This window comes from Stutzerimonas sp. C6.4V, from assembly GCF_058536345.1.
In genome coordinates, this window is the sequence record NZ_JBZUBM010000001.1 from 2643919 (window position 1) to 2659697 (window position 15779).

Annotated in this window: 10 protein-coding genes; 2 read left to right on the forward strand and 8 right to left on the reverse strand. The window is 62.5% G+C overall.

What is annotated here, in order from left to right:
- Positions 1-24 precede the first annotated feature (24 nt).
- From ctpM to fadD2, 3 genes are all read right to left on the reverse strand, one after another.
- A complete protein-coding gene (gene ctpM, locus AC4LFW_RS12375) occupies positions 25-1710 on the reverse strand; it encodes a methyl-accepting chemotaxis protein CtpM (RefSeq protein ID WP_491819351.1) in 1686 nt (561 codons plus the stop codon).
- Positions 1711-2203: 493 nt separating this feature from the next.
- On the reverse strand, positions 2204-3892 hold the full coding sequence (fadD1, locus tag AC4LFW_RS12380) for a long-chain-fatty-acid--CoA ligase FadD1 (protein ID WP_491819352.1): 1689 nt from the start codon (positions 3890-3892) through the stop codon (positions 2204-2206).
- Between the two features lie 210 nt (positions 3893-4102).
- On the reverse strand, positions 4103-5791 hold the full coding sequence (gene fadD2, locus AC4LFW_RS12385; RefSeq protein ID WP_491819354.1) for a long-chain-fatty-acid--CoA ligase FadD2: 1689 nt from the start codon (positions 5789-5791) through the stop codon (positions 4103-4105).
- A gap of 261 nt (positions 5792-6052) precedes the next feature.
- Between fadD2 and AC4LFW_RS12390 the strand changes: the two genes are divergently transcribed.
- Complete coding sequence (locus AC4LFW_RS12390; RefSeq protein ID WP_491819356.1) at positions 6053-6523, forward strand: MaoC family dehydratase; 471 nt, start codon at positions 6053-6055, stop codon at positions 6521-6523.
- Positions 6524-6635: 112 nt separating this feature from the next.
- On the opposite strand, the gene ccoM is transcribed toward AC4LFW_RS12390, so the two are convergent.
- The 4 genes from ccoM to AC4LFW_RS12410 all read right to left on the reverse strand — a co-directional run bounded on the left by ccoM (position 6636) and on the right by AC4LFW_RS12410 (position 8040).
- Positions 6636-6746, reverse strand: a complete 111-nt coding sequence (gene ccoM, locus AC4LFW_RS12395; RefSeq protein WP_014851898.1) for a cytochrome c oxidase subunit CcoM — start codon at positions 6744-6746, stop codon at positions 6636-6638.
- Positions 6747-6971: 225 nt separating this feature from the next.
- A complete protein-coding gene (locus tag AC4LFW_RS12400; protein WP_491819358.1) occupies positions 6972-7133 on the reverse strand; it encodes a hypothetical protein in 162 nt (53 codons plus the stop codon).
- Entirely contained in the window at positions 7130-7741 is a 612-nt protein-coding gene (locus AC4LFW_RS12405) for an alpha-ketoglutarate-dependent dioxygenase AlkB family protein (RefSeq protein ID WP_491819360.1), read from the reverse strand. The genes AC4LFW_RS12400 and AC4LFW_RS12405 overlap by 4 nt, the downstream gene beginning before the upstream one ends.
- Entirely contained in the window at positions 7741-8040 is a 300-nt protein-coding gene (locus AC4LFW_RS12410; protein WP_491819362.1) for an aspartate-semialdehyde dehydrogenase, read from the reverse strand. Before AC4LFW_RS12410 ends, AC4LFW_RS12405 begins: the two co-directional genes overlap by 1 nt.
- Positions 8041-8229: 189 nt before the next feature.
- Between AC4LFW_RS12410 and rapA the strand changes: the two genes are divergently transcribed.
- Entirely contained in the window at positions 8230-11079 is a 2850-nt protein-coding gene (gene rapA, locus AC4LFW_RS12415) for an RNA polymerase-associated protein RapA (protein ID WP_491819364.1), read from the forward strand.
- 185 nt (positions 11080-11264) lie between these two features.
- Here the strand turns inward: rapA and AC4LFW_RS12420 are convergent, their stop codons facing one another.
- Positions 11265-15677 carry a DEAD/DEAH box helicase gene (locus AC4LFW_RS12420; protein WP_491819366.1) on the reverse strand — a complete coding sequence of 1471 codons (4413 nt, stop codon included), beginning with the start codon at positions 15675-15677 and terminating at the stop codon, positions 11265-11267.
- Positions 15678-15779: the final 102 nt, after the last annotated feature.

Sequence of the window (15779 nt, forward strand, 5' to 3'; positions counted from 1 at the left end):
AACCAGGCTCATGTACCCGCAACGCTAGACGCGGAACTGCCCAACCAGTCGCTGCAAGCTGTCTGCCAGGGCGTTGAGCTCGCGTGAGGTCTGTGCGCCCTGCGCTGCGTCCTTGGCCACGCCATCCACGGCGTCGGCAATGTGATGGACGCTGCGGTTGATTTCCTCCGCCACAGCGGTCTGCTCTTCGGCGGCGCTGGCGATCTGCGCATTCATGGAGTTGATCGTACCGATCAGCGCCGAGATGGCATCCAGTGATTCGCCGGCCTGGTTGGCCTGCTCCCGCGTGGCTTCACCCTTCTCGCCGGCCCGCAGCATAGTCGTCACGGTATGGCTGGTAGCGTTCTGCAGCCGATCGATCATTCCCTGAATCTCGCCCGTGCTTTGCTGGGTGCGGCTTGCCAGTGCACGCACCTCGTCAGCGACTACAGCAAAGCCACGGCCCGCCTCGCCAGCCCTGGCGGCTTCGATGGCGGCATTGAGCGCCAGCAGGTTGGTCTGCTCGGCGATGGCGCGAATCACATCGAGCACACCGACGATGCCTTGAACGTCGTGCTGCAGTCCGTTCAACGACTGCCCACTGTCACGCAACTCACCGACCAGGTCATGGATTTGCTGGATGCTGCTGTCGACAACACGCTTGGCGGACCCACCCTGCCGATCGGTCTCCCGAGCCGCCTCGGCCGCACGTTGAGCGCTCATGGCGACTTCGTTTGCAGCGGCGGACATCTCATTGATGGCAGTGGCTACCTGATCGGTCTCGTGGCGCTGGCGAGACATTGCGACTTCGGATCGACTCGCCTGCTCTGCCACCGAGGTCACCAGACCGGCCAGCTGGGCGGTAGTGCTGGCTACCTGCGAGACAAGGCTGTGGATCTTTTCGACGAAACGGTTGAAAGAGGACGCCAATTCGCCCAGTTCATCGCGGCTGGTGACTGGCAGGCGGTGGGTCAGGTCGCCGTCGCCTGCAGCCATGTCGTCAAGATTATGCTTGAGCAATAACAACGGCCTCAGGATGGCATTGTTCAGGAACAGCGCGACTCCAGCAACCAGTATCAGCAATGCCCCGGCTGAGCCGAGCATGATGGTCGTCAGTCGATCGATACGCTCCTGAAACGCGGCACGTGCCGCCTGCACATCGCGCTCGACGCCACCGAGATTCAGTGAGGTACCAAACACCAGCTTCCATTTAGGCAGGTATTCGGCATAGCCGACCTTGGGGACGATGACCTTGCTGCCTGGCGTTTCAAAGCTGTAGTCGACGTAGTGCGTACCGTTCTGGGCCGCCTTTATCAGATCCCGGATGGCGTAGACACCGTTGGGGTCCTGGTAGTCATGGAAGCTCTGGCCGATCTTGTCCCGGGTGTTGCCCTGCAGCACCCTTATGGCCTGGTCGTCGTAGCCCCAGAAATAACCCTCGGTACCGTATGAGAGGCGTTCGAGCACGCGCACCGCCTCGGCCCGCGCCGCCAGGTCGCCATCCTCGGAGCGGTCATAGAGTGCACCGATCGCGTTACGGGCAATCTCGACATATTGCCGAAGCTCGGCGCGCCGATCCCGCGTCAGGCTTTCACGAGTCTGCGCCTCCTGCTGGTTTGCCAGATCATGAAGTTCGTACACGGCAACACCGCTCATGACCGCTGCGAGCAACAGGGTCGGCACCAACCCCAACAGCAGCAATTTCAGCTTCATCCGTAGATTCGAAATCATCTGCTAGCCCCCACTCTTTCCATGGATTAATGCTGCCATTGTGATCATTGGCAAGGGCGCCAGACAGCTGCATAACGCCGCATGTAAGCGTGTTAGTGAAGGTGTCGACGAGAAAGGTCGATCGGCTAAGCCTTGATCAACTATCCACTTCGCTCGGCCAAGCGCAGGCCTGGATCAATCTGCAGGCGGATTCTGAAAACGGCCGGGCAGCCGGTGCATGGGCCATGCACCTGTGCAGGATTTTTGGCCTTCAGGGCAAGAATACGAAGAGGCGAGCGCCAGGAGCGCTGGCATAACGATCAGTCTCGGGCAGTATCTGAGGTGGGCTGCCCGCAGCCCACGCAAACCTAGCGAGCAGAAGCTAGGCAGTACAGGCACAAGCGCCGTACGCAACAGCGCCCTCGGGCAGGATTCGCAACCGAACCGGTTTTCTTCGATGGCAAGCGCTTGGTGCGTAGAGCTCTCGCAAGGCCGGCTCGCTAAGTACGCAACGTTATTTCTTCCCGAGCTTTCGCAGTTCCTCGTCGCGCAATTCACGTCGCAGGATCTTGCCGACGTTGGTCGTTGGCAGGCTGTCGCGGAACTCGACGGTCTTGGGTCGCTTGTATCCTGTGACGTTGTCATGCATGTGCTGCATGACCTGCTCCTTGGTCAGGCTTTCCCCCGGCTTGACCACCACGAACAGTTTGATCGCCTCGCCCGACTTCTCGTCCGGCACACCGATGGCGGCACATTGCAGCACGCCAGGCAGCGTCGCGAGCACGTCTTCCAGTTCGTTGGGATACACATTGAAGCCGGACACCAGAATCATGTCCTTCTTGCGGTCGACGATGCGCATGTAGCCATCATCCTGAATCACACCGATGTCACCGGTCTTCAGCCAGCCGTCCGCATCGAGGATTTCGTCGGTAGCGTCCTGGCGCTGCCAGTAGCCCTTCATCACCTGCGGGCCCTTGACGCAGAGTTCGCCGATAGCGCCCATGGGCAGATCATTACCCTCATCGTCGATGACCTTGCACAGGGTCGAAGGCATCGGGATCCCGATAGTGCCGATCTGAATAGCGCCGAACGGGTTGACGGAAACCACCGGGCTGGTTTCCGTCATACCGAAACCTTCGCAGATTTCGCATCCAGTCACCTGCTGCCAGCGCTCGGCTGCCGCCAGCTGCAGCGCCATGCCGCCGGAAAATGTGGCTTTCAGCGAGGAGAAATCCAGCTTGCGAAACTCTTCGTTATTGCACAGTGCCACGAATAGCGTGTTGAGCCCGACGAAGCCGGTGAAGCGGTACTTGCCCAGATCCTTGACGAAGGTCGGCAGGTCGCGCGGGTTTGTGATCAGCACGTTGTGGGCGCCGATCAGCATCATGGTCATGCAATGAAAGGTGAACGCATAGATGTGGTAGAGCGGCAGGGGCGCGACCATGGTTTCGCAACCCACGCCTAGCTCCGAGCCCATCAGCGCGCGGCATTGCAACATGTTGGCGACGATGTTGCGATGGGTCAGCATCGCACCTTTCGCAACGCCGGTAGTGCCGCCTGTGTATTGCAGCACAGCAACCTCGTCACTTGCCGGATTGGCCTCACGTGCCGCCTTGCCCCGTCCGAGCGCCATGGCATCGTTGAACTTGACCGCCCTCGGCAGGTTATACGCCGGGACCATTTTTTTCACATGCTTGACGACAGCGTTGACCAGCAGGCGCTTGATGGCAGGCAGCATGTCGCCGACTTCGGTTATCACGACATGACGGATGCCGGTTTTCGGCAGCACGTCCTCGGCCAGATGAGCCATGTTCGCCAGGCATACCAGCGCCTTGGCACCGGAGTCATTGAACTGGTGTTCCATCTCCCGCGCGGTATACAGCGGGTTGGTGTTGACCACGATGAGACCGGCCCGCATGGCGCCGAACACCACGATGGGATACTGGATGAGGTTGGGTAGCTGTACCGCGATCCGATCGCCCGGCTGCAGATCTGTACTTTGCTGGAGGTAGGCTGCGAATTCCCCGGACAGTTTGTACAGCTCAGCGTAGGTCAGGGTCTTGCCGAGATTGCTGAAGGCTGGCTTGTCCGCGTATTGCTCACACGACTGTCTGAGCACAGCCTGAATATTCTGGTACTCATCGGGATTGATTTCGCTTTTGATCCCGACAGGATATTTATCCTTCCAGAAGTTATCGGTCATGTAACCCCCACTCCTAAGCGACAGCTTTACTGCATATGGCAGCTGTTTTGTTGTGTTTTGTTAATTTTTGTACGGGATATCCGGCCAAAAGCGGATTCGAGGTTAGCAGTTTTGAAACTGGCCGAACAGGGTCCAAACAGCGTTATTCAGACATAAAGTGACCGACAACAGGCGAGCGGTCACACGCAGGGCATCTTTTGGCAGGTCTGGTTACGCCTGATCGCGCAGCTCCCGGCGCAGGATCTTGCCCACCGGCGTCATGGGCAGCGAATCCCGGAACACGATGTGTCGAGGAATCTTGTAGCCGGTGAAATTCTCCCGGCAGTATGCCTGCAGATCCTCGACTGACAGGTTGGCGTCACTGCGCACCACGAACAGCTTCACCGCTTCGCCGGATCGCTCATCGGGTACGCCGACTGCGGCGCAGGCAGCTACCTTCGGGTGCGCCATCACCACGTCTTCGATTTCGTTGGGATAGACATTGAAGCCCGACACGATGATCAGGTCTTTCTTGCGGTCGACGATATGCACGAAACCCTCTTCGTCGATCACCGCAATATCGCCTGTCTTCAGCCAGCCTTGCTCGTCGAGCACCTCGGCAGTGGCTTCTGGACGCTGCCAGTAGCCCTTCATGACTTGCGGACCCTTGACGCAGAGTTCCCCGCGCTCGCCGAGCGGGAGCTCCTGGCCGTCGTCGTCGATGATTTTAAGCCCGGTGCCCGGCACCGGCAGGCCAACACTGCCCAGACGCGACCGCTCTCCATGCGGGTTGGCGCAGACCACAGGAGACGTCTCGGTCAGCCCGTAACCCTCCGTCACCGTGACGCCGGTGATCTTCTTCCAGCGCTCGGCAACCGCGGACACCAGCGCCGTGCCTCCGGAGTTGGTGCCCTTGAGCTTGGAGAAATCGATCTTCTTGAAGTCCGGGTGGGACATCAGCGCAACAAACAGGGTGTTCAGCCCGAGGAAACCGGTGAACTGCCATTTCTGCAGCTCCCTGACGAAGCCTTCGATATCACGCGGATTGGTGATCAGCACATTGTGGTTGCCGGTCACCATCATGCACATGCAATTCACCGTGAAGGCGTAGATGTGGTACAGCGGCAAGGGCGCGATCATGATCTCCTGCCCTTCCTTGATGATCGTATGTCCTTGTTCGTCCAGCTGCTGCATGTTGGCGCGTACTTGCTGCATGTTGGCTACCAGGTTGCCATGGGTCAGCATCGCGCCCTTGGCCACGCCGGTGGTGCCGCCGGTGTACTGCAGCACGGCGACATCGTCGAGGTTCAGCGTAACCGGCTTGAGGCTATGACGGCCGCCGTCGCGCAGGACATGCCTGAACGACACGGATTGGGGCAGGTTGTAAGCCGGCACCATCTTCTTCACATGTTTGACGGCGGCATTGACCAGTAACCCCTTGAGCGAAGGCAGCATGTCACCGATACGCGCCTCGATCAGCACCTCGATATCCGTGTCTGGCAGCACTTCCTGGACCAGCTTGCCAAAAGTATTGAGATAGACCAGTGCCCGGACACCAGAGTCCTTGAACTGATGGCGCATCTCCCGCGCGGTGTAGAGCGGGTTGGTATTGACCACAATCAGCCCGGCACGCAGCGCGCCAAAGACAGCGATGGGGTATTGCAAGAGGTTGGGCATCTGCACGGCGATGCGATCGCCGGGTTGCAGATCGGTGTGATTCTGAAGCCAGGCCGCGAACGCCGCCGAGTGACGATCCAGATCTGCGTAGGTCAGCGTCACTCCCATGTTGCTGAACGCAGGACGGTTCGCGTGGGATTTGCATGAGCGTTCGAACACTTCCGCTACCGAGCGAAAGCCACCCATGTCGACGTCGTTGGGCACACCGGCGGGACGTTTGTCATTCCAGAAGTCAGGTTGCATTGTTATTGGCCTCTTTACCTGAGAATGTCTGGCCCACATGCGGCGGGCTTTGGCGAACTTAGCAGCTCCGCTGCGCCAAACAATAGCGAGAGGGGTCTAATCAGTGACGTGAATCTCCGGCCACTAGGGCGAACCGCAGGCGGCAGGACAAGCGCGGCGCAGCCCTCTAGAATGCACGCCCACGCAGCGGTGTCTCGCCGCTGCTGTCCAGATCTGCCTAGCGCAGCGTACAGCAACGCCCCAGCAACCAGAGGTTCACGAATGAGCACGCTCAGCAATACTCCTTACTCGGCCCTGGAAATCGGCCAGACCGCAAGCTTCGAAAAACGGGTCGAGGAGCGGGATATCCAGCTGTTCGCGGCCATGTCCGGCGACCGCAACCCGGTGCATCTGGACGCCGAATATGCCGCCAGCACCCCGTTCAAGGAGCGCATCGCCCATGGCATGTTCAGCGGTGCCCTGATCAGCGCGGCGGTCGCCTGCACCCTCCCCGGCCCTGGCACGATCTATCTTGGCCAGACGATGAAGTTCACCCGCCCGGTGAAGCTGGGCGACACCCTGACCGTGCGCCTGGAAATTCTCGAGAAACTGCCGAAAAACCGCGTACGCATAGCGACACGGGTCTTCAACCAGAACGATGAACAGGTCGTGGATGGGGAGGCCGAGGTGCTGGCACCGCGTCGTGAGGAAACCGTGCAACTCAAGGATCTGCCACCAATCAGCTTCGGCTGAAGGGCCGACCTGCCGCGCTGTTGGTTGGCGCGGCGCCAATACAAAAGCTGAGACAAAAAAAAGGGCGACCTAAGTCGCCCAAATGCCTTGCGTGCTCTGTACACCAGCTGGATCAACGCTTCTTTTGCGCATCCCGCCAGATGAAATATCCGAAGCCACCGAGGAAGGCGACCATCAGGCCGACCGTGACCACCCCTGCGAGCACCACATTATCGACGAACATGATTTCCTACCTCCGAAGCTGTTTCGCTGTCTGATGGCTGCATAGTCACCCTTCTCGCCCAGAAGAAAATTGACCGACATCAATAGCCTCTGCGCCCTTTAAAAAAAGGCGCAGAGGAAGCTGATCTGGATCAAAAAAACGGGATGGCCGGCGGAAAGAGAGCTATCGGCGATTGCCCCCGGCGGCTTGCCCACCGAGGCGATTGATACGGGTGCGCGACTCCCGTCAGCGCTTTTTCGGTTTGCTCTTGGGCTTCTTTTTCGGCTTGGCCAGCGGCAGCGCCTGCTCGAATGCCTGGCGCATCTCCGCCAGCCGCTTTTCCTTGATGTCATGGATGCGCTTGTCGCGTTCGGCGCTGAAGTCGATCAGCTTTTCATCGCTGCTCATAAGACGTGCTCGCTATTGATCTGTCGGAAGGTCAGGTTCAGGCGTGGCGCGGACACTTTGCGTGTTCTTGCGATCTGGTGCTGCCAATGATGCTGTGTCGGGCCGCGCATGACCAGCAATGAGCCGTGCTCCAGTTCGAGGGAGTGCTCTATCCGACCGGTCCCCTTGCGGCGGAAATCGAAACGCCGGGTTGCGCCCAGGTTGAGCGAGACAACCAGCGGCTCCGGCCCCAGCTCCGGTTCGTCGTCGCTGTGCCACCCCATGGCGTCCTGCCCGTCGCGGTATAGATTGAGCAATACGCCGTTGAAGGGCTGTTGGACCTGAGTCTCTACACGCTCGCGGATTTCCCGTAGCAGCGACGTCCACGGTAGAGGCTCGTGGACCAGTCCGGAATAACGATAGCGTGCGCCGGCATCGCCATACCAGGCGACCAGCCTCGGTACGGCCAACTGCCGTCCGTACAGCTTGATCCGTGGTTGCGTCCATGGCGTATCGGTCGACAGGCCATGCAGCCAACGGCTGGCCAACCCGGAACAGACCCAGCTGGGCCAATACGCAAGGTCAGCCTGGGGCAACTCGATCAGGGTGGGACTGCCGTCTTTCGGCATCAGACTTCGACGTCCACCCAGAGCCCCTGGCGTGGTAGCGCGTCCACCGCCTCCTGATCCTCCTCGGCAATCACACCTTTGACCAGTTCTTCCGGGCTGTAGCCTCGACGGCGCTGCCGCCTGCGCTGTTCGTCGCGCAGCATCTGTTCGGCCTCCTGCGGATGCCGACGTTCGAGCCCCACCGAGCTTTCGTTGGCACTTGGCTGGACCGGCGCTACAGGCGCCACTTCCGGCTTTGGCTTGAGCACATCCTGCTGCGCGGTGACCTGAACGGTGCCTGGCGGAATGACTGGCAGCATCTGTATCTCCCCTGGACAGTACCGGGAAACTGGCGCCCGTAAGGTGGGCCTGCACCGGTTGATCGGCTGAACTGCAGTGAACTTTAACAGCAACGCTACACTTCAACGCCTATCCGGTCGGCATCTATCGTCGCTCTCCAGGCGGTGATCCGTTAACATAGCGGGCTTTTTTACAGCGGGAGGCAGGGCATGGCGCAGCAGTATCTACCGGGGCAACGCTGGATCAGCGACAGCGAAGCGGAACTCGGTCTGGGAACCATCCTCATGCAAGATGGCCGGATGCTCACCGTGCTCTACCCGGCGACGGGCGAGACCCGCCAGTACGCCGCCCGGAGCGCCCCGCTGACCCGCGTACGCTTCGTCCCGGGCGATGAAGTCACGCATTTCGAAGGCTGGAAGATGACCGTGCGCGAGGTCGACGATGTCGACGGCCTGCTGGTCTATCACGGCCTGACCGCACAGAGCGAAGCCCGCACCCTGCCGGAAACCCAGCTGTCGAATTTCATCCAGTTCCGCCTCGCCAGCGATCGCCTGTTCGCCGGCCAGATCGACCCGCTGAACTGGTTCAAGCTGCGCTATCACACCCTGGAAAACCAGAGCAAACAGCTGACCTCTTCGCTGTGGGGGCTGGGCGGCGTGCGAGCGCAACCCATCGCGCACCAGCTGCATATCGCCCGTGAAGTGGCCGACCGCATCGCCCCGCGCGTTTTGCTCGCGGACGAAGTAGGTCTCGGCAAGACCATCGAAGCCGGCATGGTGATTCATCGCCAGCTGCTTTCCGGACGCGCCAAGCGTGTGCTGATCCTGGTGCCGGAAAACCTCCAGCACCAGTGGCTGGTGGAGATGCGCCGCCGCTTCAACCTGCAGGTCGCCCTGTTCGATGACGAGCGCTTCATCGAAAGCGATGCCAGCAACCCCTTCGAAGACACACAGCTGGCGCTGGTTTCGCTGGAATGGCTGAAAGACGATGAGCGTGCCCAGGACGCTGCCTTTGCCGCCGGCTGGGATCTGCTGGTGGTGGACGAAGCGCACCACCTTGTCTGGCATCCGGAAAATGCCAGCGCCGAATACAAGCTGGTCGAGCAACTGGCCGAAGTCACACCCGGTGTTCTGCTCTTGACCGCAACCCCCGAGCAGCTCGGTCAGGAGAGCCACTTCGCGCGCCTGCGTCTGCTTGACCCGAACCGTTTCCATGACCTCGAAGCCTTTCGTGCGGAAAGCGCCAGCTACCAGCCGGTTGCCCGCGCGGTGCAGGAACTGCTGGACGAAGGCCGCCTGTCGCAGGAAGCGCACCAGACCATTCATGACTTCCTTGGCGCCGAGGGTGAAGCGCTGCTCGCTGCGGCCACCGATGGCGATATCGAAGCCAGCAGCCGCCTGATTCGCGAATTGCTCGACCGTCACGGCACAGGCCGCCTCCTTTTCCGCAACACCCGCGCCGCCGTGCGCGGTTTCCCTGAGCGCCAGCTGCATCCGTATCCGCTGCCCTGCCCCGCCGAGTATCTGGAACTGCCGCTGGGCGAGCATGCCGAGTTGTATCCGGAAGTCAGCTTCCAGAGCCAGCAGGAAGAACCGGATGCACAGAATCGCTGGTGGAACTTCGATCCGCGTGTCGAGTGGCTGATCGACACGCTGAAGATGCTGAAGAAATTCAAAGTGCTGGTGATCTGTGCCCACGCCGAGACTGCCCTGGACCTGGAAGACGCGCTGCGCGTGCGCTCCGGCATCCCGGCTACCGTGTTCCACGAAGGCATGAGCATCCTCGAACGCGACCGCGCCGCCGCCTACTTCGCCGACGAAGAGTTTGGCGCGCAGGTGCTGATCTGTTCCGAGATCGGCAGCGAGGGCCGCAACTTCCAGTTCGCCCATCACCTGGTGCTGTTCGATCTGCCGGCGCATCCCGACCTGCTGGAGCAGCGCATCGGCCGCCTCGACCGGATCGGCCAGGCGCATGTCATCCAGCTGCACGTGCCTTACCTGGAAACCAGCCCGCAGGAACGTCTGTTCAAGTGGTACCACGAGGCGCTGAATGCCTTCCTCAACACCTGCCCCACCGGCAACGCCCTGCAGCATCAGTTCGGACCGCGCCTGCTGAGCCAGCTCGAAGAAGGCGACGACGATCAGTTCCAGAAGCTCATCGAAGAGGCCCGCTCTGAGCGCGAGCGCCTGGAAGCCGACCTGCATGCCGGCCGTGACCGTCTGCTGGAACTCAACTCCGGCGGTGGCGAACAGGGCAAGGCGCTGGTCGAAGCCATCGAAGAGCAGGACGACCAGTTCGCCCTGCCTATCTACATGGAAGAACTGTTCGACGCCTTTGGCATCGACAGCGAAGACCATTCCGAGAATGCGCTGATCCTGCGCCCCAGCGAGAAGATGCTGGACGCCAGCTTCCCGCTTGGTGACGACGAGGCCGTGACCATCACCTATGATCGCGAACAGGCATTGGCCCGCGAGGACATGCAATTTCTGACCTGGGAGCACCCGATGGTGCAGGGCGGCATGGATCTGGTGCTGTCCGGTTCCATGGGCAACACGGCGGTGGCGCTGATCAAGAACAAGGCGCTCAAGCCCGGCACGGTCCTGCTGGAACTGCTGTATGTCAGCGAAGTGGTGGCGCCGCGCGCCCTGCAGCTCAATCGCTTCCTGCCGCCCTTGGCGTTGCGCTGCCTGCTGGATTCGAACGGCAACGACCTAGCGCCCAAGGTGGCGTTCGAGACGCTCACCGATCAGCTGGAAAGCGTCCCGCGCGCCAGTGCGAACAAGTTCGTCCAGGCCCAGCGCGATGTGCTGGCCAAGCAGATCGCCGACGCCGAAGCCAAGGTCACCCCTCGCCACACCGAGCGCGTCGCCGAAGCGCAGCGCAAGCTGAAGGCGAGCCTCGACGAAGAGCTTGCGCGTTTGACCGCGCTGCAAGCCGTCAACCCGAGCGTGCGCGACAGCGAGATCGAAGCCGTGCGCAAGCAGCGCGAAGAAGGCCTGGCGATGCTGGAAAAAGCCGGACTGCGTTTGGAGGCGATTCGGGTGTTGGTGGCGGGATAAGCTGGAAGCTGGAAGCCGAGAGTCTCGAGCAGCTGCTTGAGGCTTGAGGCTTGAGGCAAGGCTCACATCTGGGGATGACAGCACGCATCTGCCTCCAGCCGGAGGCCACCCAGCGGTGCAAAGTTTAAAGCTGCTCTTCAAGCTTCCGGCTTCCGGCTTCCGACTTCCAGCTTCAACCTTAAAAACTACCTCCGCCCCACCGCCAGCAGTTGCCTGGCCTTTCGCTGGTCGTCTTCGTCCAGCTCCGCCAGCAGCTCCGGTTTTCCGGCGATCAGCAACGCCAGGGGTACACCGTCACGATAGAGGATGCGGTTGCCCGCGATAGCGGGTACACGCTCGCCAGGTAACAGCGTGCCGACCTGATTCAACGGGTCGACCGCAGAGACGGCGATCATCTCGCCGGCCAGCGGGCGCTTGCGCACCTCACGCAGCAGGCCAACCGCTTCGGGCAAGGCGAACTGTTCGCCCGGCACGCCCGCCACGAAGCGCCCGCCACGGATGTCGCCCCGTGCTTCAAGCCGATGGTAGACGCGCAGGAGTTCACGCCAGGGCGGCAACCAATCCGCCTCTCGGTCCAGCAGGCGCCAGAACACCACGCCGTAGCGACGCAGCAAGGTCATTGCAATGCGTTCCAGGGCTTCCGGGTCGAGCGGCGGCCGCCGCACAGGCGTCGCTTCGATCGCCGCCGCTGCGCCTTTACGCACCAGCGCCCAGCGACCGGCATCGGCCATGCCACCGATGAATGCGCCGCCTCGGCTCTGTCGGGTGCTGCGTGAACGCTTCGCTGCCGGTGCCAGCAGTGCCCGCAGACCGGCGAAGCTGTCGGCATTGACCAGCCCGACCGCGACCAGCTCACCTAAAGCATCTTCCAGCTCGCTGCGTAACAGGCGGGCATCCTGCTGCAGCTCGTCGAAAAACAACGCGCCCTGCCCCTGCAACGTCTCGAACACCCGCTGCGCACGGGATGACAACTCCGGTGGCGGCGCTTCACTGGCCAGCGCATACCAGGCCGTCAGGTGCCGGCGCGGGAGTAGCACGATGGGCGTGCCGCGTACCGGCCCGCTGCTGGCCTTGATTCGCCCGGCCAGACGGGTCCAGACGATACGGCCGGAGCGGCAGAGATCATCCAGCCAAGTGCCGCCGTAATTCTTCAAGCGCGCAGGCAGCAGGTCGCTTTCCCAAGCGCCCGCAGCGGCTTGGAAACCCTCCAGCTGCTCGACCACGGTACCGAGCGCCTCGCGGCCCTGCATTCGCGTGGCCTCGGATAGGTGCTGCCAGTCGAACAGAAACCGCATGAAGTCGGCGCGCTCCACCGGTTCGATTTCGCGGCGCAGGCGCTTGACGGTGTAACGGTGGATACGCGCCAGCAGGTGCCGCTCGCACCACTCATCTTCATGTGCGCCAGGCGTGAAGCGGCCGCGTAACACATAGCCTTCGGACTCCAGGCGGGTTAGCGCCAGCGCGATCGCAGACGCCGGCAAGGCAAGCGGCCTGGCGATCAGCGGCACCGGTAAGGGGCCGAAGCCGGTCAGGCGCGCGCGGACCAGCTCGACCAGCGCATCGTCTTCGCTCGACGGCTGATCGAAGCCAGGTAGTAACTTGAGCACCGGCTCGCAACGACTGCTGGGATAGATCGACTGCAACAGTGCAAGCCGCTCGACGGGCAACCAGAGCGCGCGATCCTGCGCGACCTGCATCCGCGTCGCGCGCCCGCCACGAGCCAGTTCGCTCAGCCAGGCCAGCCACTGGGGATCGGCCTGCGCTTCGGCTTCAGCGATGCAGCCGAGCCCCGTCAGCGCTTCGTGCAACTCGTCCGGATTGCGTGCCTGGGGCCAGGCTTCCACGCCCACAGCCTGGATCGCAGCGGCATCCAGCGCGCCGAGGTCATCAGACGATTCAGGGTCGGTCCAGCGGCGATTGAGCACGGCCTGGGTTCGGCGCTCTTCCAGTGGCGCATCGTCGAGAAAGGCGTACGGCCGCGCGCCCAGCACTTCCATGGCCAGCGGCGACGGTGCCGGCAGGTCGCGGGCCAGCAACTCGATATTGCCCGCTTCGATGCGCCGTAGCAGCGCCAGCCAGCCATCGCTGTCCATGGCCTCGTGCAGGCAGTCGTTGAGCGTCTGTGCAACCAGCGGATGATCCGGCACCTCACGCTCGCCGACGATGTTTTCCAGGCAGGCGACCTGGTCTGGAAAGACCGTCGCGAGCAGATCTTCACTCTTCATTCGCTGTAGCTGCGGCGCGACTTTGCGGCCCCCGGCCATACGCGGCAGCGCCAGAGCGGTAGTCGCGTTCCAGCGCCAGCGCACCCCGAACAGCGGCGCATCGAGCAGCGCCTGGATCAGCACCGCCTCGGCGCTGTTGGGATGCAGGTAACGCCAGACCTCATCGAGCGGGAAGCTGTGGCTGGTCGACAGCGAAAAGATGATCGCATCCTCGGTCGCCGCGGCCTGGAGCTCGAAGTTGAAGGTACGGCAGAAGCGCTTGCGCAACGCCAGGCCCCAGGCACGGTTTATCCGACTGCCGAACGGCGAATGGATGACCAGCTGGGTGCCGCCAGACTCGTCAAAGAAGCGCTCCATGATCAACCGCTGCTGCGTCGGCAACGCGCCCAGCGCGGAACGGGCGCGCGCCAGGTACTCGACGATCTGGCGCGCCGCGGCGTCTGGCAGGCCAAGGGTGTCGGTGAGCCAGTCAATGGCAAGCTGCAGCCTTGATGTGGCCTCGGCAGTTTCCGGCGTTGTAGGAGCCAGCTCGCTGGCGATCCCAGCCCGCGTAAGGGCATCGCCAGCACACTGGCTCCTACGAGACTCGGCGTCCGCCAGACGCTCATCAACCTCCCCTCGCAGTCGCGCCACCGCTGCGGATAACTCGTCGCTGCGCCCCGGCGCCTCGCCAATCCAGAACGGGATATTCGGCGGTTGGCCCTGCGCATCCTCGACCCGCACGCGACCGGACTCGATCTTGATGATGCGGTAGGCCGTATTGCCTAGCTGGAAGACATCGCCGGCAAGGCTCTCGACGGCAAAGTCCTCGTTGACCGTACCGATATTGAAGCCCTGTGGTTCGAGCAGCACCGAGTAGTCGGCGTTGTCAGCGATGGTGCCGCCGGACGTCAGCGCAGTCAGACGGCCGCCCCGTCGTCCGCGCAGACTGCGGCTGACCAGATCACGGTGCAGGTAGGCGCCGCGTGCGCCGTGGCGGGTGGTGTAACCCTCGGCGAGCATGCCCAGCAACGCCTGATAATCTGCCTCGCTCAAACCGGCGTAAGGCATGGCCCGACGGATCAACGCCCACAACGCATCCTCCTGCCACTCCCGACACGACACCTCGGCGACGATCTGCTGCGCCAGTACATCCAGCGGGGCCTTGGGGATCACCAGCGTATCCAGCTCACCGCGGCGCACGCTGTCGAGCAGCGCAGCGCATTCGATCAGGTCGTCGCGTGAGCTCGGAAACAGGCGCCCCTTGGAGACACCGCCGACCTGGTGCCCGGCACGCCCGACCCGTTGCAGAAACGCCGAAATCGAACGCGGCGAACCCAGCTGACAGACCAGCTCGACGTCGCCGATGTCGATCCCGAGTTCCAGCGAGGCGGTGGCCACCAGCACCCTCAGCTCACCGCGTTTGAGACGCTGCTCGGCATCCAGCCGCTGCTCACGGGCCAGGCTGCCGTGATGGGCGGCCACCACGGCATTGCCGAGGCGCTCGCTCAGGTGCCGGGCGGCCCGTTCGGCCATGCGCCGCGTGTTGACAAACACCAGGGTGGTCCGGTGCTCATCTGCCAGCGCGGCGAGCCGGTCATAGACCAGCTCCCATACGTCATTGCTCATCACCGCCTCCAGCGGCACGGGCGGCACCTCCAATGCCAGGTCGCGCGCACGACCATGGCCGACGTCGACGACGTCGCAACGCCGTTCGGCGCCGACCAGGAAATCGGCGACCGCTTCGATGGGCTTTTGTGTAGCCGAGAGCCCGACGCGCACCAGCGGCCCCTCGCTTATGGCCTCCAGGCGTTCGAGCGACAAGGCCAGATGACTACCCCGCTTGTTACCGGCAATCGCGTGGATTTCATCGACGATCACGCTGCGCACACCGGCGAGCATCTGCCGTCCGGACTCAGAGCCCAGCAGCACATAAAGCGATTCCGGAGTGGTCACCAGAATATGCGGCACCCGCTTGCGCATCGCTGCGCGTTCGGCCTGAGGCGTATCGCCGGTACGCACGGCAGTGCGGATCTCCACTGCAGGCAGACCACGCGCTTGCAGCTCAGCAGAGATACCGGCCAGCGGTTGCTCCAGATTGACGTGAATGTCGTTCGACAACGCCTTGAGCGGCGAGACGTAGAGCACCGATGTGCGGTCGGCGAGGCCGCCTTCGGCCAGCCCGTGCTGCACCAGCTGGTCAATGGCTGCGAGAAAGGCGGTGAGCGTCTTTCCCGAGCCGGTAGGCGCTGCGACGAGCGTTGACCTGCCGGCGCGAATCAATGGCCAGGCGCGGGCCTGAGCGGGCGTCGGTGCCGGAAAGTTGCGACCGAACCAGCCGGCCACCGCGGGATGAAAGGCGGCCAGCGCGTCATGTAGGGGAATGTCTGTCATCGCCTGAATATGCTGCCGCAGCGGCACATCTACAAGGCCGGCTCATCGCAGCCTGTCGTGTTCCAGGAAACGGCGCGGCCGCCTGGAGGTCCACTTCAGACA

Coding starts and splice junctions, on each gene's coding strand:
- AC4LFW_RS12390 (WP_491819356.1), top strand. CDS start 6,053: ATGAGCACGCTCAGCAATACTCCTTACTCGGCCCTGGAAATCGGCCAG.
- AC4LFW_RS12420 (WP_491819366.1), bottom strand. CDS start 15,677: ATGACAGACATTCCCCTACATGACGCGCTGGCCGCCTTTCATCCCGCG.
- fadD1 (WP_491819352.1), bottom strand. CDS start 3,892: ATGACCGATAACTTCTGGAAGGATAAATATCCTGTCGGGATCAAAAGC.
- ctpM (WP_491819351.1), bottom strand. CDS start 1,710: ATGATTTCGAATCTACGGATGAAGCTGAAATTGCTGCTGTTGGGGTTG.
- fadD2 (WP_491819354.1), bottom strand. CDS start 5,791: ATGCAACCTGACTTCTGGAATGACAAACGTCCCGCCGGTGTGCCCAAC.
- AC4LFW_RS12410 (WP_491819362.1), bottom strand. CDS start 8,040: ATGCTGCCAGTCATTCCGCCAGGCACCGTTCAGGTCACCGCGCAGCAG.
- ccoM (WP_014851898.1), bottom strand. CDS start 6,746: ATGTTCGTCGATAATGTGGTGCTCGCAGGGGTGGTCACGGTCGGCCTG.
- AC4LFW_RS12400 (WP_491819358.1), bottom strand. CDS start 7,133: ATGAGCAGCGATGAAAAGCTGATCGACTTCAGCGCCGAACGCGACAAG.
- rapA (WP_491819364.1), top strand. CDS start 8,230: ATGGCGCAGCAGTATCTACCGGGGCAACGCTGGATCAGCGACAGCGAA.
- AC4LFW_RS12405 (WP_491819360.1), bottom strand. CDS start 7,741: ATGCCGAAAGACGGCAGTCCCACCCTGATCGAGTTGCCCCAGGCTGAC.